The organism is Sphingomonas sp. NFX23 (assembly GCF_049887795.1).
GTDB lineage: Bacteria > Pseudomonadota > Alphaproteobacteria > Sphingomonadales > Sphingomonadaceae > Sphingomonas.
In genome coordinates this window covers 108,543-134,036 of sequence record NZ_JAGEKH010000010.1, presented here as the reverse complement: position 1 = coordinate 134,036, position 25,494 = coordinate 108,543, and the positions used below count along the sequence as shown (strand labels likewise).

22 protein-coding genes and 1 tRNA gene are annotated in these 25,494 nt (G+C 65.8%); 12 read left to right on the top strand and 11 right to left on the bottom strand.

Features of this window, described 5'->3' with window-relative positions:
- The first annotated feature begins 55 nt into the window (after positions 1-55).
- The 6 genes from J4O76_RS22445 (at position 56) to J4O76_RS22420 (ending at position 6,026) form a co-directional block, all read left to right on the top strand.
- Positions 56-1,126 carry a DNA-directed RNA polymerase subunit alpha gene (locus J4O76_RS22445; protein ID WP_031395236.1) on the top strand — a complete coding sequence of 357 codons (1,071 nt, stop codon included), beginning with the start codon at positions 56-58 and terminating at the stop codon, positions 1,124-1,126.
- A 228-nt stretch (positions 1,127-1,354) separates the two neighbouring features.
- The gene (gene rplQ / locus J4O76_RS22440) at positions 1,355-1,777 is read left to right on the top strand and encodes a 50S ribosomal protein L17 (RefSeq protein ID WP_426284335.1); all 423 of its coding nucleotides are present in this window, start codon (positions 1,355-1,357) and stop codon (positions 1,775-1,777) included.
- Positions 1,778-1,871: 94 nt separating this feature from the next.
- Positions 1,872-3,428: a glutamine-hydrolyzing GMP synthase gene (gene guaA, locus J4O76_RS22435; protein WP_426284334.1), complete on the top strand. Its 1,557-nt coding sequence runs from the start codon at positions 1,872-1,874 to the stop codon at positions 3,426-3,428.
- A 163-nt stretch (positions 3,429-3,591) separates the two neighbouring features.
- Entirely contained in the window at positions 3,592-4,428 is an 837-nt protein-coding gene (gene bla, locus J4O76_RS22430) for a subclass B3 metallo-beta-lactamase (protein WP_426284333.1), read from the top strand.
- A gap of 6 nt (positions 4,429-4,434) precedes the next feature.
- Entirely contained in the window at positions 4,435-5,088 is a 654-nt protein-coding gene (locus J4O76_RS22425) for a DUF969 domain-containing protein (RefSeq protein WP_426284332.1), read from the top strand.
- On the top strand, positions 5,085-6,026 hold the full coding sequence (locus J4O76_RS22420) for a DUF979 domain-containing protein (protein WP_426284350.1): 942 nt from the start codon (positions 5,085-5,087) through the stop codon (positions 6,024-6,026). Before J4O76_RS22425 ends, J4O76_RS22420 begins: the two co-directional genes overlap by 4 nt.
- Here the strand turns inward: J4O76_RS22420 and J4O76_RS22415 are convergent.
- The 4 genes from J4O76_RS22415 to J4O76_RS22400 form a co-directional block, all read right to left on the bottom strand.
- The gene (locus J4O76_RS22415; RefSeq protein ID WP_426284331.1) at positions 6,005-6,496 is read right to left on the bottom strand and encodes a cupin domain-containing protein; all 492 of its coding nucleotides are present in this window, start codon (positions 6,494-6,496) and stop codon (positions 6,005-6,007) included. The two genes, J4O76_RS22420 and J4O76_RS22415, sit on opposite strands and share 22 nt — an antisense overlap.
- Complete coding sequence (locus J4O76_RS22410) at positions 6,496-7,593, bottom strand: Gfo/Idh/MocA family protein (RefSeq protein ID WP_426284330.1); 1,098 nt, start codon at positions 7,591-7,593, stop codon at positions 6,496-6,498. The genes J4O76_RS22415 and J4O76_RS22410 overlap by 1 nt, the downstream gene beginning before the upstream one ends.
- Entirely contained in the window at positions 7,593-8,477 is an 885-nt protein-coding gene (locus J4O76_RS22405) for an alpha/beta hydrolase (protein ID WP_426284329.1), read from the bottom strand. Before J4O76_RS22405 ends, J4O76_RS22410 begins: the two co-directional genes overlap by 1 nt.
- Before the next feature lie 70 nt (positions 8,478-8,547).
- A complete protein-coding gene (locus tag J4O76_RS22400) occupies positions 8,548-9,144 on the bottom strand; it encodes a gluconokinase (protein WP_426284328.1) in 597 nt (198 codons plus the stop codon).
- Positions 9,145-9,314: 170 nt separating this feature from the next.
- On the opposite strand from J4O76_RS22400, the gene J4O76_RS22395 reads away from it, so the two are divergent.
- Positions 9,315-12,350, top strand: coding sequence for a glycosyl hydrolase family 28-related protein (locus tag J4O76_RS22395; RefSeq protein WP_426284326.1), 3,036 nt, complete (start codon positions 9,315-9,317; stop codon positions 12,348-12,350).
- 67 nt (positions 12,351-12,417) lie between these two features.
- On the top strand, positions 12,418-13,530 hold the full coding sequence (locus J4O76_RS22390; RefSeq protein WP_426284325.1) for a lactonase family protein: 1,113 nt from the start codon (positions 12,418-12,420) through the stop codon (positions 13,528-13,530).
- A 2-nt stretch (positions 13,531-13,532) separates the two neighbouring features.
- Here J4O76_RS22390 and J4O76_RS22385 read toward each other — a convergent pair whose 3' ends face one another.
- The 3 genes from J4O76_RS22385 to treF form a co-directional block, all read right to left on the bottom strand.
- Positions 13,533-15,104 (bottom strand): carboxylesterase/lipase family protein, encoded by a 1,572-nt coding sequence (locus J4O76_RS22385; protein ID WP_426284324.1) that lies wholly within the window; start codon positions 15,102-15,104, stop codon positions 13,533-13,535.
- A gap of 68 nt (positions 15,105-15,172) precedes the next feature.
- A complete protein-coding gene (locus J4O76_RS22380; protein ID WP_426284323.1) occupies positions 15,173-16,090 on the bottom strand; it encodes an exonuclease domain-containing protein in 918 nt (305 codons plus the stop codon).
- Between the two features lie 71 nt (positions 16,091-16,161).
- Positions 16,162-17,691 carry an alpha,alpha-trehalase TreF gene (gene treF / locus J4O76_RS22375; protein ID WP_426284349.1) on the bottom strand — a complete coding sequence of 510 codons (1,530 nt, stop codon included), beginning with the start codon at positions 17,689-17,691 and terminating at the stop codon, positions 16,162-16,164.
- A gap of 228 nt (positions 17,692-17,919) precedes the next feature.
- Here treF and J4O76_RS22370 point away from each other — a divergent pair, with 228 nt between their 5' ends.
- Positions 17,920-18,585, top strand: coding sequence for a UPF0149 family protein (locus tag J4O76_RS22370; protein WP_426284322.1), 666 nt, complete (start codon positions 17,920-17,922; stop codon positions 18,583-18,585).
- Positions 18,586-18,647: 62 nt separating this feature from the next.
- Here the strand turns inward: J4O76_RS22370 and J4O76_RS22365 are convergent.
- The 3 genes from J4O76_RS22365 to J4O76_RS22355 all read right to left on the bottom strand — a co-directional run bounded on the left by J4O76_RS22365 (position 18,648) and on the right by J4O76_RS22355 (position 19,420).
- Positions 18,648-18,724 (bottom strand) — tRNA-Arg (locus tag J4O76_RS22365).
- A gap of 184 nt (positions 18,725-18,908) precedes the next feature.
- Positions 18,909-19,169 carry an SWIB/MDM2 domain-containing protein gene (locus tag J4O76_RS22360; RefSeq protein WP_031394799.1) on the bottom strand — a complete coding sequence of 87 codons (261 nt, stop codon included), beginning with the start codon at positions 19,167-19,169 and terminating at the stop codon, positions 18,909-18,911.
- Positions 19,170-19,216: 47 nt separating this feature from the next.
- Entirely contained in the window at positions 19,217-19,420 is a 204-nt protein-coding gene (locus J4O76_RS22355; RefSeq protein ID WP_056048079.1) for a DUF2945 domain-containing protein, read from the bottom strand.
- 119 nt (positions 19,421-19,539) lie between these two features.
- Between J4O76_RS22355 and J4O76_RS22350 the strand changes: the two genes are divergently transcribed.
- The 3 genes from J4O76_RS22350 to fghA are packed head-to-tail and all read left to right on the top strand — an operon-like array spanning position 19,540 to position 21,874.
- Complete coding sequence (locus J4O76_RS22350; RefSeq protein WP_107954987.1) at positions 19,540-20,646, top strand: S-(hydroxymethyl)glutathione dehydrogenase/class III alcohol dehydrogenase; 1,107 nt, start codon at positions 19,540-19,542, stop codon at positions 20,644-20,646.
- Positions 20,647-20,657: 11 nt separating this feature from the next.
- On the top strand, positions 20,658-21,041 hold the full coding sequence (locus J4O76_RS22345) for a VOC family protein (RefSeq protein ID WP_426284321.1): 384 nt from the start codon (positions 20,658-20,660) through the stop codon (positions 21,039-21,041).
- A complete protein-coding gene (fghA, locus tag J4O76_RS22340) occupies positions 21,041-21,874 on the top strand; it encodes an S-formylglutathione hydrolase (protein ID WP_426284320.1) in 834 nt (277 codons plus the stop codon). The genes J4O76_RS22345 and fghA overlap by 1 nt, the downstream gene beginning before the upstream one ends.
- A gap of 412 nt (positions 21,875-22,286) precedes the next feature.
- Here the strand turns inward: fghA and J4O76_RS22335 are convergent, their stop codons facing one another.
- Positions 22,287-25,346: a TonB-dependent receptor gene (locus tag J4O76_RS22335; protein WP_426284318.1), complete on the bottom strand. Its 3,060-nt coding sequence runs from the start codon at positions 25,344-25,346 to the stop codon at positions 22,287-22,289.
- Positions 25,347-25,494 lie beyond the last annotated feature (148 nt).

The following is a 25,494-nucleotide window of genomic DNA, read 5'->3' as shown; positions in this document are numbered from 1 at the left end:
CATTTTAATGGCCGGCGGAAGTCCTTTCCGTCGGCCCCCAAATTAGGGGAAGCATGTGTCTGTCAACGCAAAGAACTGGCAGGAACTCAAGAAGCCCAGCGGCCTGGAGAAAAAGGCCGGTGGCGACACCAAGCGCAAGGCGACCTTCATCGCCGAGCCGCTCGAGCGTGGCTTCGGCCTGACGCTCGGCAACGCGCTGCGTCGCGTGTTGCTCTCGTCGCTGCAGGGCGCGGCCGTCACCTCGATCAAGATCGAGAACGTGCTACATGAGTTCTCGTCTCTGGCCGGCGTCCGCGAGGACGTGACCGACATCGTCCTCAACGTGAAGCAGATCGCGATCCGCATGCAGGGCGAGGGGCCGAAGCGCCTCCAGCTCTCGGCAACGGGTCCGGGTGAAGTCAAGGCCGGCGACATCGCTGTCTCGGGCGACATCGAGATCATGAACAAGGATCTCGTGATCTGCCACCTCGATGAGGGTGCGACGCTCAACATGGAGCTGACCGCCGACATCGGTAAGGGTTATGTGCCCGCGACCGCAAACCGTCCGGCCGACGCGCCGATCGGTCTGATCCCGGTCGATGCACTGTATTCGCCGGTACGTCAGGTGTCGTACAAGGTCGACCCGACCCGCGTCGGTCAGGACCTGGATTACGACAAGCTGACGCTGACGATCGAAACCGACGGCACGATTACCCCGGAAGACGCAGTCGGCTATGCCGGTCGCATCCTCCAGGACCAGCTCGCGCTGTTCGTCCACTTCGACGATTCGTCGGTGACGCGTTCGTCGGCCCCGATCGGCCAGGCAGCACCCGCTGCCGGTGGTGCGGAGCCAGCAGGCGACACCCAGCAGATCAACCGTTACCTTCTCAAGAAGGTCGACGAGCTGGAACTGTCGGTGCGTTCGGCCAACTGCCTCAAGAACGACAACATCATCTACATCGGCGATCTGGTCGGCAAGACCGAAGCCGAGATGCTGCGTACGCCTAACTTCGGCCGCAAGTCCTTGAACGAGATCAAGGAAGTGCTGTCGTCGATGGGTCTTCGCCTGGGTATGGAAATCCCCGGCTGGCCACCTGAGAACATCGAAGAGATGGCCAAGAAGCTTGAGCAGGAAATAATGGGGTAAGTGGTTCGGGGCCGAGTAAGATCGGTCCCGATTTCTTGTTCACCCGCGAAGGCGGGTGCCCAGACTGGATCCCCGCCTTCGCGGGGAGACAATTGAGGGAAAGGCTGAGGGAGCGTCGTTGGCGTAACCTTAGTGTGACCTTTGGACTACGGCGATTGGCGGTGGCCGCAACACTGCCTGCTCCCGGGTACCTCACACGGCCCCTGAACGAACGAAAAGGTATTAAACATGCGCCATCGCGTAGGCGGCCGTAAGCTTCAGCGGACCTCGGCCCACCGTCTTGCTCTCTTCCGCAACATGAGCGCCGCGCTCATCAAGCACGAGCAGATCACCACCACCATCGCCAAGGCGAAGGAACTGCGTCCTTACGTCGAGAAGCTGATCACGCTCGCGAAGAAGGGTGGCCTGTCCAACCGTCGTCTCGCGCACGGCAAGCTGCTCGACGATGCGCAGCTGATCAAGTTGTTCGACACGCTCGCGACCCGTTATGCGGATCGCAACGGCGGCTACACCCGCGTCATCAAGGCCGGTATCCGCATGTCGGACGCCTCGCCGATGGCCGTCATCGAGTTCGTCGACCGCGACGTCTCGGCAAAGGGCCAGGATTCGGGTCCGGTGATGTCGGACGAGGATTACAACGAAGCGGCATAATCCCCGCCTAGTAGTATTCGAATTGCAGGCCGCGTTTCCCATCCGGGGAGCGCGGCCTCTTTCGTTACGGGGCTCATCCGGCTATGCGCCCGACATGGAGCACCCAGACAGCATTCTCATCGTCGATTTCGGCAGCCAGGTAACCCAGCTGATCGCCCGCCGCGTGCGCGAGGCTGGCGTCTACAGCGAGATCGCACCCTTCCAGTCCGCCGAGGCCGCGTTCGATCGGATGCAGCCCAAGGGCATCATCCTCTCCGGCGGCCCCGCATCGGTCACCACCGAGAACTCCCCGCGCGTCCCGCAGCGCTTCTTCGAGGCCGGCATCCCGATCCTCGGCATCTGCTACGGCCAGCAGGTCATGTCCGCACAGCTCGGCGGCAACGTGATCGTCTCGGGCGACGGCGGCGAGTTCGGCAGCGCCTTCATCGAGGTCAAGTCCAACTGCGCGCTGTTCGACGGCCTCTGGGCGGAGGGCGAGCGCCACCAGGTATGGATGAGCCACGGCGACAAGGTCGACGCGATCCCGCCCGGCTTCACCCCCGTCGCCACCTCGACCGGCGCGCCCTACGCGATCGTCGCGGACGAGGCGCGACGCTTCTACGGCGTGCAGTTCCACCCCGAGGTCGTCCACACCCCCGATGGCGGCAAGCTGATCGCCAACTTCGCGCGCCATGTCTGCGGGCTGAGCGGCGACTGGACGATGGCCGAATTCCGCGAGACCAAGATCGCCGAGATCCGCGCACAGGTGGGCAAGGGCCGCGTCATCTGCGGCCTGTCAGGCGGCGTCGACTCGGCGGTCGCGGCGGTGCTGATCCACGAGGCGATCGGCGAGCAGCTCACCTGCGTCTATGTCGATCACGGCCTGATGCGCGCGGGCGAGAGCGAGCAGGTCGTCAGCCTGTTCCGCGGTGCCTACAACATCCCGCTGATCCACGTGAACGTCGAGGAGCTGTTCCTCAGCGGCCTCGCCGGGATCACCGATCCCGAGCTGAAGCGCAAGTTCATCGGCAAGACCTTCATCGACGTGTTCGATACCGAGGCGAAGAAGCTCGGCGGCGCGCAGTTCCTCGCGCAGGGTACGCTGTACCCGGACGTGATCGAGAGCGTCAGCTTCACCGGCGGGCCGTCGGTGACTATCAAGAGCCACCACAATGTCGGCGGCCTGCCCGAGCGCATGAACATGAAGCTCGTCGAGCCGTTGCGCGAGCTGTTCAAGGACGAGGTCCGCGTGCTGGGGCGCGAACTCGGGCTGCCCGAGATCTTCGTCGGCCGTCACCCGTTCCCCGGACCCGGCCTCGCGATCCGCATCCCCGGCGAAGTCACCAAGGAACGCTGCGACATTCTGCGGAAAGCGGATGCGATCTATCTCGAGGAGATCCGCGCGGCGGGGCTCTACGACACGATCTGGCAGGCGTTCGCGGTACTGCTCCCGGTCCGCAGCGTCGGCGTGATGGGCGACGGCCGCACCTACGACAACGTGCTGGCGTTGCGCGCGGTAACTTCCACCGACGGCATGACCGCACAGGCGTTCCAGTTCCCCGGCGACTTCCTGCCGCGCGTCGCGACCCGCATCATCAACGAGGTCAAGGGCATCAATCGCGTGACCTACGACTACACCTCGAAGCCACCCGGCACGATCGAGTGGGAATAAGTCGAAGCATGTAATCCTCCCCCGCAAGGGGGAGGTGGCTGGCACTTGCCAGACGGAGGGGGAGGATAAGATGCAGAGGTTACCGCTGACCGCCCCCTCCGTCAGGCTACGCCTGTCACCTCCCCCTTGCGGGGGAGGATCGCTAAGCTCTCGCGCACGGTCGGTGATCGGCGCACTGGCGATCGCCACCAGCGCACCGCTGCTACTCGGTGCGGCGGACCCGCCTGCCTGGACGCGCGCCCAAGCCCCGTTCCCGATCGCCGGCCCGATCACCTATGTCGGCAGCGAAGGTATCGCCGCCTACCTCATCAAGACCAGGGCCGGCGCGATCCTGATCGACGGCACGCTCGCCGAGAATGCGGGCATGATCGAACGCAACGTTGCCGCCGCTGGAGTACGCCCGCGCGACGTAAAGCTGATCCTGGTCACGCACGCGCACTTCGATCATGCTGCGGGTGTCGCTGCGCTTAAGCGCGCAACCGGCGCTCGCGTGGTCGCCGGCGCTCGCGATGTCCGCGCGCTCGAAACCGGCGTACCGCCCGGCGAGACCAACTACGGCGTCATCCGCTTCCCGCCCGTCCACGTCGATCGTGGCGTCCGCGATGGGGACACGGTCACGCTCGGCACCACCACGCTGACCGCACGCGCCACGCCAGGGCACACGCTCGGCTGCACGACCTGGACGATGCAGATCCCGGCCAAGCCGCGCCCGCTCGACGTCGTGTTCCCGTGCAGCGTCAGCGTCGCGGGCAACCACCTGATCGGCAACCATGCCTATCCCGGCATCGTCGCCGACTACCGCCGCAGCATCGCCATGCTCGGCACGCTGCACGCCGACATCGTCCTCCCGTCGCACCCCGAACTCGCCGACGTCAAACCCAAGGGCAAACGTCGCCAAGCAGGCGACAGGACCGCGTTCGTCGATCCGACGTTGCTCCCGAAGATCGTCGCGAAGGCCAAGGTTGCGTTCGATGCCGACCTCGCCAAGCAGGCGCGCTGAGCGACGATGCTGGTCCTGTGCGGCATCGCGGTGATCGTCGCGGGCTTCCTGCTCCGGTTCAACCCGCTGCTCGTCGTCGCCGTCTCCGCGCTCGTCACCGGTCTTGCCGCCGGCATCGCGCCGCTCGCGATCCTCGCCGCGTTCGGGAAGGCATTCAACGAGAACCGCTACGTCACCGTGATCTACATCGTCCTCCCAGTGATCGGGATGCTCGAACGACACGGATTGCAGGAACGCGCCCGGCTCACGATCGGCAAGCTCAAGGGCGCGACCGTGGGGCGTTTTCTCACCGGCTACCTCCTGTTCCGCCAGCTCACCGCAGCGCTAGGCCTGACCTCGATCGCCGGCCCCGCACAAAGCGTCCGCCCGCTGGTCGCACCGATGGCCGAAGCCGCCGCCGAAGCGCAGGGCGTCACGCCCGGCGGCGACCGCATCCCCGCGATGGCCGCGGCAACCGACAATATCGGGCTCTTCTTTGGCGAGGACATCTTCATCGCGATCGGTTCGATCCTGCTGATGAAGGGCGTCCTCGAAGGATACGGCATCGTCATCCAGCCGCTCCACCTCTCTATGTGGGCGATCCCGACCGCGATCGCCGCATTCCTGATCCACGGCTTCCGCCTGTGGCTGCTCGACCGTCGACTGGCGCGCGCGCGATGATCGGCACCGGCTTCATCTACGGCGTTGCCGGCCTAATGTTCGCAGCGTTCGCAGTCCTGAGCGCAACCGATCGCACCAACCCGAAGCGCTTCGGCAATGCCGCGTTCTACGCAGTGCTGGCGATCAGCTTCCTGCTGGGTGGGAAGCTCGGCGACGTCGGCAACGGCGTTCTCGTCCTGGCCCTGGTCGCGATCGCCGGCTCGGGCGCGATGGGGAGGGGCGGGCGTGCTACGACTACGCTCGACGAACGGCGTGCCGAAGCCACCCGGCACGGCAACCGGATATTCCTCCCCGCACTGATCATCCCGGCCGCAGCACTCGGTGGAACGGTCCTGTTCCGCACAGTCCCGAGCCTCGTCGACCCCAAGCAAGCGACGCTCGTCGCGCTGACCTGCGGCGTCCTGATCGCACTGGTCGCGATGCACCTGTGGTTCCGCCCCCGCATCGCCACACCACTCGCGGAAGGCGTCAGGTTGATGGACGCGATCGGCTGGGCCGCCGTGCTCCCGCAGATGCTCGCGAGTCTCGGCGCAGTGTTCGCACTCGCCGGCGTCGGCGACGTCGTCGGCGGTCTGGCCGGCCACGCGATCCCCGAGGGCAGCCTGATCGGTGCAGTGCTCGCCTACACGCTCGGCATGGCGCTGTTCACGATGGTCATGGGCAACGCGTTCGCGGCGTTCCCGGTGATGGCCGCAGCGATCGGCATCCCACTGCTCGTGCGCCATTACGGTGGCGACCCCGCGGTGGTCGCGGCGATCGGCATGCTCAGCGGGTTCTGCGGCACGCTGATGACGCCGATGGCGGCGAACTTCAATCTCGTCCCCGCCGCCTTGCTCGATCTCAAGGACAAGAACGCGGTCATCCGCGCGCAGATACCGACCGCGCTGCCATTGCTCGCGGTCAATATCGGCTTGCTCTACTGGCTGGGCTTCCGCTGACCTGACGTCCGAATCTTCGTTCCGAGCATGACCAGCTTGCCATCGATGCCGAACCAGTGCGGCGTCCCCGCCGGGATCAGGAACACGTCACCGACCGCAAGCTTCCGCGTCGTGCCACCCTCGATCCGATCACCTTCGACCAGCCCCGGAAAGCGCAGCTTCGGCGCGACCAGCGTACCACCCGAGACGAGCGTCCCCGATCCCGCCATCACGGTCGCATATTCGGCCTCGTCGGGATGCACCGCGGGCTTGCCCGGCGCCTTCCAATATTCGAGCGCGGCGCTCGTCCCGTCCGCCTGCACCAGCGGCGCCATGGCGAACCCCTGGCCCGGCTTCATCGCCTTCTCCAACGCAACGATCCGCGCGCGAACGTCGGCAGATGCAGCGAAGCTCGTCGGATCGCCTGCAGTCTGTGCGGGCAGGGAGGAGGTCGCGCCAATAGCCAGCACGACCGCAAGCAACGGCCGCATCACAGCTTCACCGTCCGGCCTTCGCGCACCGATCGATAGATCGCCTCGACGATCCGCATGTCGCGCAAACCCTCTTCGCCCGAGACGATCGGTTCGCGCCCGTCGAGGATGCATTCGGCCAGATGATCGAGCTGCCCCGCGAACTGCGTCTTGCCAGGGCCGGGCGGGGGACTGGTAATCGCGGTCTCGCGTCCGTCGCGGCCGGTCCACATCTTGTTGCCGTCGTAGCGCGTCGCCGGTTCCAGCTCGATGCGGCCCTTGTCGCCCATCAGCAGGATATGGTTCTGGTTGGCGCTGTACATCGACTGGCATCCGGCGATCGCGCCCGACGGGAATTCGAGCGTCCATTCGATCATGTCCTCGACCTCGCGGAAGCGCGGATCGCGGCGGTCGGTGGATTCGCGCGCGGTGACCGCGATCGGCTCTTCGCCGGTCATGTAGCGCGCGGCCTGCAGGCTGTAGATGCCCATGTCCATCAGCGACCCGCCACCGGACAAGGCGCGCTTCAACCGCCATTTGTTCGGATCGCCCTGGACGAAACCATGCTCCGAACGGACGTAGCGGATCTTGCCCGCCGCACCGGACTTGGCGAGCCGCATCGCCTCCAGGTTGAACGGTTCGAAGTGGCAGCGATAGCCGATCATCAGCTTCTTGCCGGCGGTCTTGCACGCCCGGATCATCGCCTCGCATTCGGCGACCGAGACCGCCATCGGCTTCTCGCACATGACGTGCTTGCCGGCCTTCGCCGCGCGGATGGTGTATTCGGCATGCATCGAATTGGGCAGGCAGACATAGACGATGTCGACGTCGGGATTGTCGCGGATGCGATCGAAGTCGGCGTAGGTATAGATCGACCGCTCGGGCACGCCGTATTTGGCCGCAGTCGCGAGCGCCTTGGCCCGGTCGCCGCTGACCAGCGCAGTCACGCGCGAATGCTCGCAATTGACGAACTGCGGCATGATCGTCTGCAACCCGTAATAGCCGAGTCCGACGATAGCATAGCCGAGCTTCCGGTCGGGCGCCGCACGCGCCATGCCGCTCGATGTGGCGGCCAGTGTTGCCGCGGCGACCAGGAGATCACGCCTGCCGAATTCCATCAGGGTTCCTTTCGAGAAACTGGAAGCATCTTTGCCAATCCGCGTGGAATGAGCCAGCCGCCATCGGCGAGCCAATCCGCCAGTCGATCGGGCCAGTGCTGGATCGAGATGCGCTCCGACCGCGTGCCGAGATTGAACGCGTGATCGGTGTCCGCGTAAAGGTGCAACTCCGCCGAAACGCCCGCCGAGCGAAGCTGCGAATACAGCGCCATCGCCGATGTCGCGCAGCACTGGTCGAGCGACCCCGCGACAAGGAACGCGGGCGGCGCGTTTGCGACGGCCTTGGCCGGCGTGCCAAGCGGCCCCGGATAGACGAGCACCTGGAAGTCCGGCCGCGCACTCACCCGGTCGATCGAGTCCGTCGGTGTCTGTGCGGGCGCGGGGTTGTCGGCGACGAGCGACACGAGTTCGCCGCCTGCGGAAAAGCCCATCACGCCGATCCGGGCAGGATCGATCGCGTAGTCGCTCGCATGCGCGCGGACCCATCGGACCGCACGCCGCAGATCGGCTGCCGCGTCGCGCTCGATATCGTACGATGAGCCGGGATCGCGCGCGAGGCGGTATTTTAGGACGAACGTCGTGACGCCGTAGCGGTTGAGCGCCTTCGCGGGCACTTCGCCCTCGTTGATCCACACCAGCATCCGGTGACCGCCACCGGGCGCCACGATCACCGCCGCACCGTTGGCATGGCTCGGGGCGGGGCGGTGGATCGTCAGCGTCGGGTTGTGGACGTTGCTGACATAGCTGTCCTTCACCGTCTCGGCTTCGGTCCGCCGCGCTTCCGATCCGGGCGCGCCGTTCGGCCAGAGCGCCACGACGGGGGCCTGCTGTGCAGCGGCGGGCGCTGCAACCAGCATGAGGGCGAAAGCAACGCGTAGCGACATCAACGATCCTCGACCGCACTCCTGCGCGAGTACTGCCGCCGAGTGTCGGCCTTGCCGGTCGGTTTGGCTATTACGACCTTCGTCGTGCCTCTTCGGGTATCTTGGTCGCGCCGGATATCTCGCGTTCGATCCACGCGAGCGCTTCGGCGCAGAGCCGATCGGGCGCGTCCTCCGCATCGAGCGTGACGGCGCGCTCGTCGGGACCCAGTTCTTCCAGGGTATCGAGCTGACTCGCGAGCAGGCTGGCCGGCATGTAATGGTCCGCACGGTGGACCAGCCGCCGGGCGAGCTCGCCGCTGTCCTTCGTATCGAGGAACACGAACAGCAACGGCATGGCGACGGCGTCCGCCAGTCGATCGCGATAGGCGCGCTTCAACGCCGAACACGCCGCGACCGCAGTACCATCCGTCCGGGCCGCATATTGCAATCCGGCTGCGATCCGGTCGAGCCAAGGCCAGCGATCCTGATCGTCGAGCGGCTGACCCGACCGCATCTTCGCGACGCTGTCGGAACTATGGAAGGCATCGCCTTCGAGGAATTCGCAGCGCAGACGGCGCGCAAGTTCGGCACCCAGCGTGGACTTGCCGCTGCCGCTGACGCCCATGACGATGATGGCATAGGGTAGCGCGTCGGCCGGATTGGGGATCGTTTCGGAGGAAGGAGGCACTGGCTCTCCATAAGCTGCGCGCGGTCGGTTCGTCACCGTCTATCGTCCGTGCGCGCGGGATCGGCTACTACGACCTTGGTCGTGATCGCCTGTGGTCGCATGCGCCACTACCTGCGGTGCAGACTGGCGGACATCGTCCGGCGCGTCCCACAACAATCTCGGGTGAGCCTGTGAAACTGACACTAGCGATCGCGCTTCTGGGGACGACCGTTCCAGCGTTTGCAGCCCCCCGTTCGGCCTCTCCGTCTCAATCGGCATTTCTCACCGCACCGGCAGATCCACGCGCGGTGACGGTTCGGGGCCGTGGTGACGGCCGGACCGACGATACCGCCGCGATCCAGGCCGCGATCGACAGCGCGGCGAGCGCGAAAGGCGGCGAGGGCATCGTCTTCCTGCCCGCCGGCCGCTACCGCATCTCTCGAACGATCTTCGTCTGGCCCGGCGTGCGCGTGTTCGGAACCGGCAAGACGCGCCCTGTCATCATGCTCGGCGCGGCAACCCCGGGGTTCCAAACCGGCGTGGCGAACATGCTGTTCTTCACCGGTTCACGCGCCGACACCCGCGCCGCACCGCTAAAGGTACCGGTGCCACCGCCGACCAGCGTACCGTTCGACGCCACCATCGCCGACGCCAATTCGGGGACGTTCTATTCCGCGCTCAGCAATGTCAATTTCGAGATCGGCGACGGCAATCCCGCGGCGACCGCGGTGCGGTTCCACTTGGCGCAGCACGCGTACCTGAGCCATGTCGACTTCCACATCGGCTCCGGGCTCGCCGGTATCTATCAGGTCGGCAATGTCGGGCAGGACCTGCGCTTCTTCGGCGGACGCTACGGCATCCTCAGCGAGAAGACCTCGCCCGCATGGCAGTACACGCTGCTGGATTCGTCGTTCGAGGGCCAGCGCGAGGCCGCGATCCGCGAGCACGAGGCGGGGCTGACACTCGTCAACACCAGCATCCGCAACGTCCCCGTCGGGATCGAGATCGACCGTGGCTATGGCGACTGGCTATGGGGCCGCGACGTGCGGTTCGAGAACGTCTCGGACGCCGCCGTCGTCATCAGCAACGAGGACAATGTCTACACGCAGATCGGCTTCCAGGACGCCGTTGCCAGCGCCGTGCCGATCTTCGCGCGGTTCCGTGACAGCGGAAAAACCGTGGCCGGGCAGGGCGCAAAATACCGGGTCAAGGCGTTCACCTACGGCCTGACGCTGCCGGGTCTCGGCGCGACCGGCAAGTACGAGACGCGCGTCGATGCCGCGACGATCCCGGCAATGCCGAAGCGGATACCGCCCGCGATCCGCTCGCTGCCGCCCGTCGCGCAGTGGTTCGACGTCCGGAGCGCGGGCGCAAAGGGCGACGACGCGACCGACGACACCGCGGCGATCCAGCACGCGATCGACACGCACCGCGTGGTCTATTTCCCGACCGGCTTTTACCGCGTTTCCGATACGCTGAAGCTGCGACCCGAAACGGTGCTGATCGGCCTGCATCCGGACATGACGCAGATCGTGCTCGCCGACGACACGCCGGCCTTCCGCGGCATCGGTGCCGCCAAGGGGTTGATCGAAAGCGCAAAGGGTGGCGCGGCGATCGTCTCCGGCATCGGCCTGACCACCGGCGGCATCAATTCGCGCGCGACCGCGTTGCTGTGGAAGGCGGGCGCGGACTCGCTGGTCGACGACGTCCGCTTCCACGGCGGTCATGGTACCAGCCGCGCCGATGGCAGCCGGATCGATCCGTACAATGCCGACCACACCGGCGACGCCGATCCGCGCAAGCGCTGGGACGGGCAATATGCGAGCCTCTCGGTCACCGATGGCGGCGGCGGCACGTTCAACAATCTGTGGACCCCCAACACCTTTGCCGCCGCCGGCCTCCACGTCTCGAACACCAGCACGCCGGGCCATGTGTACGAGATGTCCGCCGAGCATCACGCGCGCGCCGAAATCGTGCTCGACGGCGTCAAGAACTGGGAGTTCCTCGCGCCGCAAACCGAGGAAGAGGCGGGCGAGAGCCGCAACGCGCTGTCGCTCGAGGTTCGCAATTCGAGCAACATCCTGTTCGCGAACTATCACGCCTATCGCGTGACGCGGTCGCTCCAGCCGGCGCCATCGGCGGTACGGATCTACAATTCCGACGATATCCGCTTCCGCAACGTGCATGTGAACGGCGAGAGCGGGTTGGCATTCTGCGATGCGGAGGGCTGCGGCACCGACCTGCGCGCAAGCAAGTTCCCGTACGAGAATGCGGTCCAGGATATGACCTCCGGAGCGGAGGTACGCGAACGCGAGTTCGCGGTGCTGGACGTAAAGCGCGGCGCCACGCCGGTTGCGACGACCACTGGTCCTGCCGTTCGCAAGCTGGAAGACGGGTTCTACTCGATCGCCGGCGCGGCGGTGGATGCGAAGGGCAAGCTCTACTTTGTCGAGCATAATACGCACCGCATCTATGGCTGGACGGCGAGCGAGGGGCTGACGGTCGCCGCCGATGCGCCCGTCGATCCGGTCAATCTCGCGGTCGATCGCTCGGGTAACCTCATGGTGCTGTCGTCCGATGGCGCGGCGGGGACGGTCTACAGCATCAAGCCTGGTGATCCGGACAGCATCGTCGTGATCCCATCGACGCCGGTCGCCACGCACCGCGATGTGCGCGTAGCACTACCCGGCAACTTATGGGTCAATGGCGAGTTCAAGGATCAGATCGATCCGACGACCTACCAGTTCACGGCGCTCGGCGAGATGTTCGCGCGCGACATGGCCCTGCCCAAACCCCGCGAATACGTCTCGCCAGACGGCTCGCTGGTCCTGCCCGCGTATCGCACCGTCCAGCAGGGGCCACCCAACCACCTCGGCTGGCGCTTCTCGGACGCACTCGACACCTACGGCTTCGTGAAGGCCAAGCTCGGCGAACGCGTGTTCGTCAGCAATGGCTCCGAAACCAAGACGTATAGCGGGCTGGTCGGCGCCGGCGGCAGCGTCACGGATCTGAAGCCGTTCGCCAACCGCGGCGGCGAAAGCGTCGCAGTCGGGCCGGACGGCCGCGTCTACCTGGCGAACGGACAGGTGTTCGTCCACGACGCCGACGGTCGCGAGACCGGACGGATCGACGTGCCCGAACGCCCGCTGCAACTGATCTTCGGCGGCACGAATGGGCGGACGCTGTTCATCCTGACGCACCACGCGCTGTACGCGGTCGAAACCTGAGCGACGTTCGTTGCCTAGGTGGCACCGCTGACGCATGACACGCGCCGATAGCTGCGAAGGAACGGGCATGATCGACTGGACCACGACACGACGGTCGGCCCTGACCGCGATGGCGGCCACGCTCGCCTTCCCCGCGGTCGCGGCCGGCGGCGGCAAGCGGCGGGTACGGTTGATCGCCGGCACCTACGCGCGCGAAGGCGGCAAGGGCGTGTATCCGATCTCGTTCGACCCGGATCGCGACGCATGGCAGGTCGGCACGCCGGTATCGGGGATCGACGACGCGTCGTTCGGCGTCGGCGGCGGCCCTGCTGGTGCGTATTACTTCGTCCGTGAGAAGGCCGCGGGCGAGATCGCTGCCTACGCCCCCGACTGGTCGCACCGCGGCACGGCCGCCACGTCGGGCGCCGACCCGTGTTACGTCGCGATCGACCGCGCCAGTGCCTGCCTCGCGGTCGCCAATTATTCGAGCGGCAGCGTGGCGTTCCACCACCTCGACCCGCGCACTGGCGTTCCAGGTGAACCGGTCGTGTTCCGCCACACCGGACAAGGCCCGAACAAGGCCCGGCAAGAGGCATCGCATGCGCACTGGGTCGGCTTCAGCCCGGATCGCCGATGGCTGCATTCGGTCGACCTGGGGACGGACACGATCTTCGCCTATCGCTTCGACCCGCATGCGCGCGCACTGGCCGAACCGATCGCGGCATGGCGAGCGCCGCCGGGCGCGGGGCCGCGCCATCTCGTCCACCATCCACGCCGTCCACTCGCCTACGTCGTATGCGAGCTGTCCAACGCGGTCATCATGCTGGGCGCCCGCGCAGACGGCAGTTTCGCGACCCGCCACACGGTCTCGACGCTGCCGAGCGGGTACGAGGGCGCGTCGCAGGCCGCGCATATCGCGATCGACCAGGCCGGGCGGCGGCTCTACGTCTCGAACCGTGGCCATGACAGCGTCGCCGTCTTCGCGCTCGACGCGTCAGGCGTGCCGAGCCTGCTCCAGCATATCCCCAGCGGCGGCAAGTGGCCGCGCTTCCTTCTGGTCCTCGAAGCACAGCGCCGTGTCCTCGTCGGCAACGAGCGGTCCGGCACACTGGAGATATTCCGGATCGAACCCGATGGCCGACTAATTGCAACCGGACAGACGCTCTCGGTGCCCGGTGTGGTCTTCGTTGGCCAGATATAGCTTCAGGGCACCCGCCGTTCGAGCAACGGTGTCGCCGCGACATACCGTGCCTGCTCGACGAACGGTTCCGAACGCGTCTGTACGTCGACGATCTGGCGCGGAATGACGCCCCCCGCGGGCGGTGCAGGCGACCAGTTCGGCAGCCCGGCCGCGTTCGGGTTGCCGGTCTTGATGAACGCGGCGAAATACCCCTGGAACACCGTCGAGATGCGGCGATCGTCCGCCGTCCACGCATAGGCCGGGTTCGTGTCGAGGTTGCCCAGCGCGTATTCGATCTCCGCGCTGTGCACCGCCCCGATCGGCGGCACGTCGGGATTGGTCAGCGGCGGCAGCGCAGCCGGGCGGGGATGCGCGAAATGATAATAATAGGTCGGCTGCCGCGTTCGGCGATGCAGGTCGAACCACTGCCACGTCGAGGCGCCAAGAAACGCATCGCTTGCCAGCGCGGTCGCCGCAACGGGCACGTCGGCATCCGACTTCGCCGGGTACAAGGCGAGCAGCGCTTCTGGATCGGTAAAGAGCTTTGCGACGCCCGCGCGATAATTCGCCACCGTCGGCGGTTGCCCGGCGAGGATGCTGGTCCAACTTCCCTCCTGCGAGTTCGCTCCGACCAGCAACGGCACGCGCGCCGCGCGCCCCGCCGCGTAGGTGTCGATCGGCGGCTCCGTCAGAAACTGCCCGTCGACGATGAAGTCTGCGCGGAACCGCTGCGTCCCCTGCGCAGCAAGCAAAGCCTCGGCCGGCATCGCCCGAAGTGCGTCGAGCGATGGCGCCCCCGCCGCCACCGCGAACGCATCGCCATCCTTCGTCGCCACTGCGAGAGGCTTGGGGCGGAAGGTCGGCGGCAGCACGCCGCCGCTCTCACCGATCGCCCCGGCGAACTGCGTCCGGGTGAGTGGCGAGGTCATCAGCACGCTTACCGACATAGAACCCGCGCTCTCCCCGCCGATCGTGATCCGGGCCGGGTCGCCCCCGAACGCGGCGGCGTTGCGCCGGACCCAGGCCAGCGCCGCAGCCTGATCGAGCAGGCCGTAATTCCCCGCGGAATGTGTCGGCGATTCCGCCGCCAGCGCGCTGGTCGCGAGGAACCCGAACGCGCCGAGCCGGTAGTTGATCGTCACGACGACGATGCCCTTCTGCGCCATCGCCGCGCCGTCATAGCGCAGTTCCGACCCGTCACCCGCGATCGCGCCGCCACCGTGGATGTAGAACAGCACGGGCAGCCGCGCGCCCGGTTTCGCGCCCGCCGGCGTCCAGACGTTGAGCGTCAGGCAGTCCTCGCTGATACCCGGCGAGCGGAACTTCATGTCCGCGAACAGCGGTTGCTGCATGCAGCGCGCACCGAAGCGGTCTGCCTTGCGCACACCGGTCCATTGCGCAGCCGGCCGCGGTGGCTGCCACCGCAGCGGGCCGATCGGTGCCGTCGCATAGGGGATGCCGAGATACGCATCGACCGGCGTCGCGGCGGTCGAAACGTGCGTGCCTTCAAGCGCGCCGCTCGCGACCTGCACGCGTTGCGCCGTCGCCGGTGCGGCCAGCAAGCCGACCGCCATCCCCCAAGTCGCCAACCGCATATCGCCCTCCGCTATCGCTTTGGGACGATGGTCGCACCCCACCTGGCGTTTGCCAAGACGGACGGTCGCTATTCCTTCACATTGCCGACTGCACGCGCCTGCTCGGCTTCCGTAAAGCTGGTCGCGATAGCCGGCAGATCGAGCTCGACCTCAGAGACCACACGGATCGTTCCGCCAAGCCGTCGATACTGCTCCGCCCGGCGATACGCGCCGCTGTTGCGCACCGAATAACTGAACGGCGCGCGCCCGGTGATGACCAGCATCGTCGTCGTGTTGCCAACCGCCGACACGATCCGTCCGCCAAGCGCGGCAATCGCGCACGCAAGCCGGCCATCGCGAGGTTCACCGAGAATCGCGATACGTTCGCCGCTGAGCGGTCCGGTGGGAGCGGGGCGCGGGGCGGGCCCCGGCTTGCGCGGCGGTTTCAGCCATTCGTCGAGCGCGATGCCGGTATGGTCTATCGCCTTGACGATCACCCAGCCGGCGGCGCGCGCGTCACTCAGCGCGTCGTGATGCTTGTGCGCGATCCCGAGATATTGCGCGAGGCCGCCCAGCCGGTGGCTCGCCAGATCGGGCCAGGCACGCTGCGCAACGCGGACGCTGTCGAGCCAGACCGTCTCGATCGGGGGACGGTCATGGATGCGGCACGCCGCGGCGAGCGCGCCCTTGTCGAAATAGGAATGCGCCACCGTCGTCCGGCCCGACAAATGACCGTCGACGATGCCGTGGATGTCGCCAAAGCACGGTTTGCCCATGACGTGATCCTCGGTGATCCCGTGGATCCGGGTATTGAACACATTGAACTCGTCGCGCGGATCGACCAGCGTCTCGTATTCGAAGATCTCGCGGCCGTCGCGGAATCCGACGATGCCGACCTGGCAGATGCTGCTGACTCGCGAGCATGCCGTCTCGACGTCGATGACGACGAAATCCGGTGTGAGCATATCGGCGACGTCGGTCTGGCTGGCGGGCGCTGGGTCGAGCATTGCACGTCCATATGTGGCGCCGGGTGCCGTAAGCAACCATTGCCGCCGGAACGTTCGCTTGGGTTCGCGCCCTACTTCGCCTTCTGCGCCAGGTCGGGATACCGATCGAGGATCGCGCTGGTGACGCCGTTGGTCCAGCCGAAGCCGTCCTGCACCGGATATTCGCCGCCACCACCCGGCGTACGCTGCTCGATATTGTATTTCTCTAGCATCTTGCCCGTTTCGGCATAGGCTGCGCCGACCGTCCCGACCCAGCGCTTGGCGATGTCCTTCGCGAGCGCCGGTTCGCCATTCCGCGCCAGCCCGGCGATCGCCACCCATTGCAAAGGCGCCCAGCCATTGGGTTCGTCCCATTGCTGCCCCGTGTTTAGCGTCGTCGTCCGCAAGCCGCCCTCGGCCACCAGTGATCTACGCACCGTCGCGGCAATGGCCTTTGCCTGCGCTTGCGAGGCGAGACCGACGAACAGCGGGTGCAGCATCGCCGCATTGATGCTCGCGGTGGGCTTGCGCGTCGACAGATCCCAATCGGCATAACGGGCGGTCGTCGCCTGCCAGAGATAGCGGTCGATTGCCGTCTTACGCTTGGCCGCCAACGTCGTGAACGCAGCCGCGCAGGGTGCGTCGTCGGCCACACGACAGCCTTCCGCGATGCGACGCTCTATCGCCCATAAGAGACTGTTGAGATCGACCGGCACGATGTCGGTGGTGTGGACCGTCGCGAGCGACCGCGGATCACGCAGCCAGCGTGAACTAAAATCCCACCCGCTCTCCGCCCCCGCACGCAGATTGCGCTGCGTGTCGGCCGCGGGGCGGGGTGCTGCCTTCGCCGCGGTCGCGACGTCCTCGGCATAGGATTCGTCACGCGGCGTATCGCGGTCGTCGTAATAGCGGTTCAGCATGCTCCCGTCGGGCATCCGCACCACGCGCAGGCACGCGGGCTTGCCGTCGATGCAGCCCGTGCCCTTCATCCAGAACGCGTGCTCGGCCCGCAACGCCGCCAGCCGCCGCTTGGCGATCGCGAAATCGGTGTTGGTCGAAAGATCGAGCATCAGCGCATAATAAGGCGGCTGCGACCGGCTGAGATAATAGGTCCGCGTCCCGTTCGGGATATGCCCATACCGCTCGATCAGGCTGGTGAAATCCTCGAGCATCGACTCCACCAGCGGCTGCTGGCCATCGACCTTCAGCCCGAGCATCGTGAAATAGCTGTCCCAGTAATAGATCTCGCGGAAGCGCCCGCCCGGCACGACATAGGGGGCAGGGAGCGGCAGCGCGGAACTGCCAGCGACCGGTGCGACCGGCTGGCGCACGAGTTGCGGCCACAGCGACCGGACATGCGTCCTCAGATCGCCCGAGCCGCGATCATTCTCCCCCGGCACCACGAAATTGGCGAGCACGAACGCCTTTAGGGCGGGGCCGGCGGGTTTGGTCCGCACATAGTCGGCCATGATCGCCTCCGCCGACCGCTTCGGCACCGCGTCGACGAATGTCTTCCCGTCCGCGAACACATGGCCTTGCTGCACGGCCCGAAACAGTGGCCCGTAAACGTTGGCCGGAGATTGGATCGCTATGGGGGAGGGGGCTGTTTGCGCCGGAGCCATCGTCGCGATCGAGGCCAGAACGGCGAAACGGCAAAGCGTTCTTATCACGTACAAATTTCCCGGTCCGGTGGGCGACTCGAATGCAATGGAAGGATCGCCCGCACGAGGCAAGTGTCACGCGCCCCGTCCATTCCGGTTGGCGCAGGGCTTTGCACCACTCGTCGCTGGCAGCACCCATCATCGGCAGCTATCACGCACTGCATTCTCCAAGGCAGCCGACCCGAACCCATGAAAAACCTTCCCTCCCGTTTCCGTCGCCTCGACGGCGCGCTCGCCGATCTTCCACTCGAGGAGCCGATGCTGCTCACCGAACTCGACGGCTTCCTGACGGCTTTGGCAGTCGGCCCCGACACGATCCCGCAGAGCGAGTGGCTCCAAAGCATCTGGGGCTCGGACGACAGCGTCGACCCGCCGTTCGACGATCCTGCCGACGTCCAGTGGTTCGTCGATGCGGTGATGGCACGCTACGCCGAGATCGTTCGCGACCTGACCCGCGGCAAGCCTCAGCCGATCTTCGACACCGACGACCGCAATGGCGATGTCCTCTGGGAAGCCTGGATCGATGGTTTCGCCGAAGCGGTGGCACTCAGGCCAGAAAGCTGGACGGCGTTGGGCAACGGCACCGATACCGATACCGCCGAAGCGGTGGCGCAGATCATGTCCCTGATCGCAGTTGTCACCAACGAGACCGAGCTCGACAGCGTCGAGGTCAACGCCCTCGACGCGCACGCCCCCGCGCAGATCGTTGCCGCCGTCTTGAAACTCCGTGCAGCGCATTCCCAGAACGCGGGTGCATCATCAGCCACACTGGCGGTCGCCACGCCGACGAAGATCGGCCGAAACGATCCATGCCCATGCGGTTCGGGAAAGAAATCCAAACGCTGCTGCGGATAGAAGTGCCGGCCGTCCGGCGTCCGGATGCCACCCAAAACGGCAGCGGCATGTGGCGGAAAAGCTGGTGCCCCCGGCGAGATTTGAACACGCGGCCTACGGTTTAGGAAACCGTCGCTCTATCCGGCTGAGCTACGGGGGCATTGGCGGGCGCAATACGCCGGTCGGGTGGGACGATCAAGCGCGGGGCTAGCGTCCGGTCGTGCGCGGTAACGTGCGAGCCACGACGACAATCTCGATGTTGCGAACCCTAGGCGGGGTTCGATCAAGGGGCGACGGGTATCGCTTACGATGCCCCGTCGCCGCTTGTCGTGCAGTGCGGGCGGTTAGGCCTTGACGTGCTGCGAGATGTACTTGTTCATCTCGAACATCGTGCACTTGTCACGCCCAAAGACCTTCTTCAGCTTCTCGTCAGCCAGAATCTCCCGCTTGTTCTCGGGGTTCTGGAGGTTGTGGGCCTTGATGTAGACCCACACCTTGCTGATCACTTCGCTGCGCGGCAGCTTGTCGTTGCCGACGATCTCGCCGAGCTCGGGAGAGGGCTGGACGGGGGCGTGGATGCCGCCGGTCTTGGGAGCTGTAGCCATAAGCATTCCTTCCTGTTGCGCGCGTGCGTTGGGCACTGCGCGCGTGGTCACGCCTTGGTGAGCGCGTCCGCCTTGTGCGCTGCCTTGCCGCCCTTGTCACTCCTTACGATGAACTGCGGCTCCTCCTTGGACGCCTTGACGGTGTGCCCCTTGATCTTCGTATCGCTGGTCTGCTTCTTCTCGACCGTGCCGTGCGCTTCGCCGCCGTGCGATTTCCAGGTGACCTCGTCGCCCTTCTTCGGATCCTTCATCGCGCCATCTCCTTGATTTGAAAGGATCAAGCGCGGCAACGCGGCATTGGTTGCATCGCGTATGGGTTGCAGACGCAGGGCACGGGGGGCATCAGGGCGGCAATCAAGGAGACCCACTCATGAAGACCCGCGCCGCTGTAGCCTTCGAGGCAAAAAAACCACTCGAGATCGTCGAACTCGACCTCGAAGGGCCGAAATTCGGCGAGGTCCTCGTCGAAATCATGGCGACGGGCATCTGCCATACCGACGCCTACACGCTCGACGGGCTTGATTCGGAAGGGTTGTTTCCGAGCGTACTGGGCCATGAAGGCGCCGGCATCGTCCGCGAGATCGGCGCGGGCGTGACCAGCGTCGCGGTCGGCGATCACGTCATCCCGCTCTACACCCCCGAGTGTCGCCAGTGTAAGTCGTGCCTCAGCCAGAAGACGAACCTGTGCACCGCGATCCGCGCCACGCAGGGCAAGGGGTTGATGCCGGACGGGACGACGCGGTTCAGCTACAAGGGCCAGCCGATCTTCCACTACATGGGCTGCTCGACCTTCTCGAACTTCACGGTCCTGCCGGAGATCGCGGTCGCGAAGATCCGCGAGGACGCGCCGTTCGATACCTCGTGCTACGTCGGCTGCGGCGTGACGACGGGCGTCGGCGCGGTCGTTCACACGGCCAAGGTCCAGCCGGGCGACACGGTCGTCGTGTTCGGGCTCGGCGGGATCGGGCTCAACGTTATCCAGGGCGCGCGACTTGCCGGCGCGGGGATGATCGTCGGCGTCGACATCAACCCGGACCGCGAGGAGTGGGGCCGGCGCTTCGGCATGACCCACTTCGCCAACCCGAAGGATGTCGGCGACATCGTCCAGCACATCGTCGCGCTGACCGATGGCGGCGCGGACTATACGTTCGACGCGACCGGCAACACAACGGTGATGCGGCAGGCGCTCGAGGCGTGCCATCGCGGTTGGGGGACCTCGATCGTGATCGGCGTAGCCGAGGCGGGCAAGGAGATCTCGACGCGGCCGTTCCAGCTCGTCACCGGGCGCAACTGGCGCGGCACCGCGTTCGGCGGCGCGCGCGGCCGGACCGATACGCCGAAGATCGTCGACTGGTACATGAACGGCATGATCGAGATCGACCCGATGATCACGCACCGCCTGACGCTCGACGAGATCAACAAGGGCTTCGACCTTATGCACGCCGGCGAGAGCATCCGCTCCGTCGTGATCTACTGAGGGGCGGGACCATGTTCAGTCACATCATGCTCGGCGCCGACGATATCGCGGCCTCGAAGGCGTTCTACGACGCGGCGTTGGGCGCGCTCGGCGTTCCCGAGGGCGTCGTCGATGAATGGGGGCGGGTGGTCTACGCACACGCTGGCGGCCGTTTCCTGCTGACCAAGCCGATCGACGGGCAGCCGGCGAGCCACGGCAACGGCAGCACGATGGGCTTCGTCGCCGCGTCGCCCGAGGCTGCGGATGCGTGGCATGCCGCGGGGATCGCGAATGGCGGGACCGCGTGCGAGAGCCCTCCCGGTATCCGTCAGGGTACCGCCGGCCGCACGCTGTATCTCGCCTATCTGCGCGATCCGTCGGGCAACAAGCTCTGCGCTACGCACCGGGTCGCGTGATGGAGACCGTCTCCACCAGCAAGGCGTACGGTGGCACGCAGGGCGTGTACCGCCACGCCTCGACCGCGACCGGCACCGACATGACCTTCGCGGTCTACGTGCCGCCGCATGACGAGGGCGCGCGGTTGCCGGTGCTGTGGTTCCTGTCGGGCCTGACCTGCACGCACGCCAACGTCATGGACAAGGGCGAGTATCGCCGCGCGTGTTCAGAACTTGGCGTGATCCTGGTCGCACCGGATACCTCGCCCCGTGGCGACGACGTGCCGGATGACGAGGCGTACGACTTCGGCAAGGGCGCAGGCTTCTACGTCGATGCGACCGAACAGCCTTGGGCGAAGAGTTTTCGCATGCGGTCCTATGTCGAGGACGAACTGCCAGCGCTGATCGCGGCGGAGTTTCCCATGGCGGACATGGCGCGGCAGGGGATCTTCGGCCACTCGATGGGCGGCCATGGCGCGCTGACGATCGCGCTGCGCAATCCAGATCGCTTCCGGAGCGTGTCTGCGTTCGCCCCGATCGTCGCGCCGTTGCAGTGCGCCTGGGGCGAGAAGGCGCTCGGCGGATATCTCGGACCGGATCGAACGACGTGGCGGGCGTACGACGCGTGCGCGCTGATCGAGGATGGCGCGCGGGTGAAGGACATCCTGGTCGATCAGGGCGATGCAGACGGTTTCCTGGTCGAGCAGCTGAAGCCGGAGTTGCTGGCAGACACGTGCAAGGCGGCGGGGATCGACCTGACGCTACGGATGCAGCCTGGGTATGACCACAGCTACAACTTCATTTCGACCTTCATGGCGGATCATGTGGCGTGGCACGCCGAGCGCCTGAAATAATCGTCTCTCCTCTCCGGTGAGGAGGGGCATCTGCTATCTTCCCCCTCCCTGAAAGGGAGGGGCCGGGGGTGGGTCGGCTGCTTGGCAACCACCGCGGCCATTCCGGGCCGACCCACCCCCAACCCCTCCCTTCCAGGCAGGGGAGCAAATCGGTGGCTAGCCCTTCGAAAGCTTAAGTCTGTGCCGTACGGCAGGCACCTTGCTCCGGTTCTGTCACGCCGCCGGGAGACCGGTTAGTGTCCCCGCCATTGCGAGGCGGGGGAGGGTTTGAAATCCTCCCCCGCAAGGGGGAGGTGGCTGGCTCTTGCCAGATGGAGGGGGAGGCACGCGCCGAACTCTGCTCCGTGTCCGCCCCCTCCGTCACCTTCGGCGCCACCTCCCCCTGGCGGGGGAGGATCGTTTGCGCCGTCCCTCAGAACTTGAACCCAGCCGCAATCCCATACCGCCGCGGGTCGATCGTGAAGATATTCGTGAACAGCCCCGACGACTGGTCGCCGACCGCCTGACCTGTGATCGAGTCATTGTTCGTCAAATTCTGCACGAAGCCGCGCAGGAACCAGCGGTCTTCCGCGCCATTCAGCTGCACCTGCGCATTGATCACCTCATAGCCCTGCACGCGGTCGACCAGCTGGTTGAAGATCGATGCGGTAAAGCCGCCGGTGTAGTTGAGGTCCACGCGCGGCACGATCGACATTCCGTTGCCGAACCCGATCGTGTACTGCGCGCCGGCCGAGAATTTGTAGGTCGGTGCCTGGGGCAGCTTGCCGCCGCGGATGTTGACGCCGACGCCGTCGATGACGCTGTACGGCAGGGCACCGGTCGGCACGCCGAACAGCGCGCGCAGCGTCGCTGGAGGATTGGCCGCAGTGGAAGCCAGCACCGAACACAGGCTGTACGCGCCGGTGGTGTTGGTCGTCGGGATCGCCACGGGTGCGCGCAGGCCGAGACCTGAGTTCACCGCGCCGACATAGGTGTTCACCCCGACGATATTGCCCGCGGTGGTCGGCACGACCGCACAGTTGGCGGCGCTCTGCAGGTCCTTGATGATCACCGCGTCGGAGCGGCCGCCCGACGGATCGCGCGGATTGACCAGGAACTTGTCCGCCGACACCTCGCTGTGAAGGTAGCTCGCGTTCATATTGACGACGAACGCCGGGATCGGGCTGAGGATCGCCTCCGCCTCGACGCCGTAGACATTGGCGTCGACATTGTCGTTGACCGCGGTCCGCGCGACGATCCGGCTCAGCTGCAACTGCTTGTACTTGTAGTAGAACCCCGTGACGTTGAGCCGCAACGCGCCGTTACCGAAGGTATTCTTCGAGCCGATCTCGAAAGAGTCGATCTTCTCGGGCGTGAACGTCGTCGGCACCGAGAAGGTCGCGGGCAAGGGCGGATTGATGCCGCCAGACTTGTAGCCGCGCGAATAGGACGCGTAGATCAGATTGTCCGGCGAGATCTTGTAGTCGATCACCGCGCGGCCGGTGAGCCGCGAGAAGCTGACCTTGTCGAGCGCATATTCCTGCACCCCGGCGCGCGTGGAGTCGAAGTCGGTAGTGGTGTAGTTCAGCCCCTGCGTCATGTTCGACGCGCCGATCGGGGTCAGCACGTTCAGCGTGATGTTGCGCGCCTTCACGTCCTTCTCGTCGTGGTTGTAGCGCAGGCCCAGCGTCAGCTTCAGCTTGTCGTTGAACTCGAAATAGGTCTCGCCGAAGATGCCGTAGGATTTCAGGCGGAAATCGTCGCCGTCGTTGCGGTAGAACGGGGTGGCGAGGAACGCGTTGCCGTTGACGCCCGGGATCGCCGCCGAGCTGGCTGCGCCGAGCACGCCCGATGCGTAATCCAGCCCGAACGCGTTGACGAAATAGTCGGTGTTCTGGCTGCGCGAGTCGACATAGATGCCGCCGAGCAGGAAGTTGAACATGCCGTCGAACGAACTGTCGATATGCGCCTCGGCCGAATATTGCCGGTTCACCTGGCGCGAGCGATCGACGTCGAGGCTCTGCGCGTAACAGCCGATGCCGTTGCCGCCGAACACGCCGACATTGTTCGGATCGGCACCCGACTGGCACGCGCCGCCGGCGGGGCCATTGGGGATCAGCACGGAACGGACGCCATTGAGATAGCCGGTATTGACCAGCGCACCGCCGGGAAGCGGGATCACCACGCCGGGGCGGCCGATCGCGTTCAGCGTGTTCAGGCCGACATTGGCCGCGAGGGGATTCTCGACCGCAAGGTTGAAGTCGGTCGTGCTGTCGACCGTATTGCGCGAGAACCCGCCGGTAAAGTTGAACGAGACCGGACCGAAATCATGGAAGATCTTGGCGGTGTACTGCTCTTCCTCGGCGAAATAGGTCGGGTTGGAGTCGATCCGGACGGTGCGGACGTCGCCGGGATTGACGACCCCGGCATAGGTGTCGGTCGCATACAGGTTCTGCAGGCCGATCGCGGCAATCTCCGGGTGCCCAAGCTGCGTGCCGGCGATCCCGAAATACTGCGTCGAGGCGAGCGTCGCGGCCAGCGTCGAGTTGCCGTTCGGCGTCTCGTTGGCGAGCCGGTCGGGAAGGCAGCCCAGGATGCCGGTCGGATCGCGGTGGCATAGCTGCTTCTGGATACGGCTGCGATTGTCCTTCTCGCGGAAATAATAGCCGATCAGGTCGACGCGGGTATCGCTGGTCGGCTCCCACGACAACGTGCCGCGGATCGAATACAGGTCGCGCCCGTCGATCTTCGAATTGTCATAGGTGTTCTTGGTATAGCCGTCGCGGTTGAGATACGTGCCCGCGACGCGGATGCCGAGCGTATCGGTGAAGGGCAGGTTGATCATCGCCCGCGCACGCTTCGAGTCATAGTTGCCGTATTCGGCCTCGGCGGCCGCGTGGATGCCCGACAGGTCGGGCTTGGCGGTGATGAAGTTGACCACGCCCGAGGTCGCGTTACGGCCGAACAGCGTACCCTGCGGGCCGCGCAGGACCTCGATCCGCTCTAGATCGAAGAACTCGCTTTCGAACAGTCGCGTGGTGACCAGCGGCATGTCGTTGACGTGGATCGCGGTCGCCTGGTCGCAGGTCGCGCCGACGCACAGATCGCCGATCCCGCGGATCGTGAAGCTCGACGTGGTGAAATTGGTCTTGGTGAAGGTGACGTTGGGCAGCGTCTGCTGGAGCGCACTCGGGTTGACGATCTGCTGCTTCGAGATCGTATCCGCGGTAAAAGCGCTCACTGCAATCGGAACATCCTGCAAACGTTGCGATTGGCGTTGCGCGGTAACCACGATATCCTGCGACGCATAGGCGCTGGCGGCGGTATCGGCGGCGGCGGTCTGCGTCGATGTGCTGGGCGTCGACGGCGCTTCCTGCCCGGGGCCATTGGTGGGGCCGGCGTTTTCAGCCGATGTGGTGGCCGTCTGGGCCATTGCCGGCGCAATCGACAGGAGTATCATCGCCGAGGCGGCGAGCAATTCGAACTTGGCCATGTCAGTCCTCTCCCCGATCGTGCCGGTCTGTGCCGATTCACGATTTAGTTTTTCAGGTATGGCGAAGTAACGACGAAAACGATCTAGCGTCAACGCATTTTGAGCCCCGGAATACGGGGATTTACGGCGCGTTGCTGAAATGAAACAG

Excerpts from the sequence above, each read along its gene's own strand:
- rplQ (WP_426284335.1), top strand. The coding sequence starts at position 1,355 with ATGCGCCATCGCGTAGGCGGCCGTAAGCTTCAGCGGACCTCGGCCCAC.
- guaA (WP_426284334.1), top strand. The coding sequence starts at position 1,872 with ATGGAGCACCCAGACAGCATTCTCATCGTCGATTTCGGCAGCCAGGTA.
- J4O76_RS22425 (WP_426284332.1), top strand. The coding sequence starts at position 4,435 with ATGCTGGTCCTGTGCGGCATCGCGGTGATCGTCGCGGGCTTCCTGCTC.
- J4O76_RS22420 (WP_426284350.1), top strand. The coding sequence starts at position 5,085 with ATGATCGGCACCGGCTTCATCTACGGCGTTGCCGGCCTAATGTTCGCA.
- J4O76_RS22415 (WP_426284331.1), bottom strand. The coding sequence starts at position 6,496 with ATGCGGCCGTTGCTTGCGGTCGTGCTGGCTATTGGCGCGACCTCCTCC.
- J4O76_RS22410 (WP_426284330.1), bottom strand. The coding sequence starts at position 7,593 with ATGGAATTCGGCAGGCGTGATCTCCTGGTCGCCGCGGCAACACTGGCC.
- J4O76_RS22405 (WP_426284329.1), bottom strand. The coding sequence starts at position 8,477 with ATGTCGCTACGCGTTGCTTTCGCCCTCATGCTGGTTGCAGCGCCCGCC.
- J4O76_RS22390 (WP_426284325.1), top strand. The coding sequence starts at position 12,418 with ATGATCGACTGGACCACGACACGACGGTCGGCCCTGACCGCGATGGCG.
- J4O76_RS22385 (WP_426284324.1), bottom strand. The coding sequence starts at position 15,104 with ATGCGGTTGGCGACTTGGGGGATGGCGGTCGGCTTGCTGGCCGCACCG.
- J4O76_RS22380 (WP_426284323.1), bottom strand. The coding sequence starts at position 16,090 with ATGCTCGACCCAGCGCCCGCCAGCCAGACCGACGTCGCCGATATGCTC.
- treF (WP_426284349.1), bottom strand. The coding sequence starts at position 17,691 with ATGGCTCCGGCGCAAACAGCCCCCTCCCCCATAGCGATCCAATCTCCG.
- J4O76_RS22370 (WP_426284322.1), top strand. The coding sequence starts at position 17,920 with ATGAAAAACCTTCCCTCCCGTTTCCGTCGCCTCGACGGCGCGCTCGCC.
- J4O76_RS22360 (WP_031394799.1), bottom strand. The coding sequence starts at position 19,169 with ATGGCTACAGCTCCCAAGACCGGCGGCATCCACGCCCCCGTCCAGCCC.
- J4O76_RS22355 (WP_056048079.1), bottom strand. The coding sequence starts at position 19,420 with ATGAAGGATCCGAAGAAGGGCGACGAGGTCACCTGGAAATCGCACGGC.
- J4O76_RS22350 (WP_107954987.1), top strand. The coding sequence starts at position 19,540 with ATGAAGACCCGCGCCGCTGTAGCCTTCGAGGCAAAAAAACCACTCGAG.
- J4O76_RS22345 (WP_426284321.1), top strand. The coding sequence starts at position 20,658 with ATGTTCAGTCACATCATGCTCGGCGCCGACGATATCGCGGCCTCGAAG.
- fghA (WP_426284320.1), top strand. The coding sequence starts at position 21,041 with ATGGAGACCGTCTCCACCAGCAAGGCGTACGGTGGCACGCAGGGCGTG.
- J4O76_RS22335 (WP_426284318.1), bottom strand. The coding sequence starts at position 25,346 with ATGGCCAAGTTCGAATTGCTCGCCGCCTCGGCGATGATACTCCTGTCG.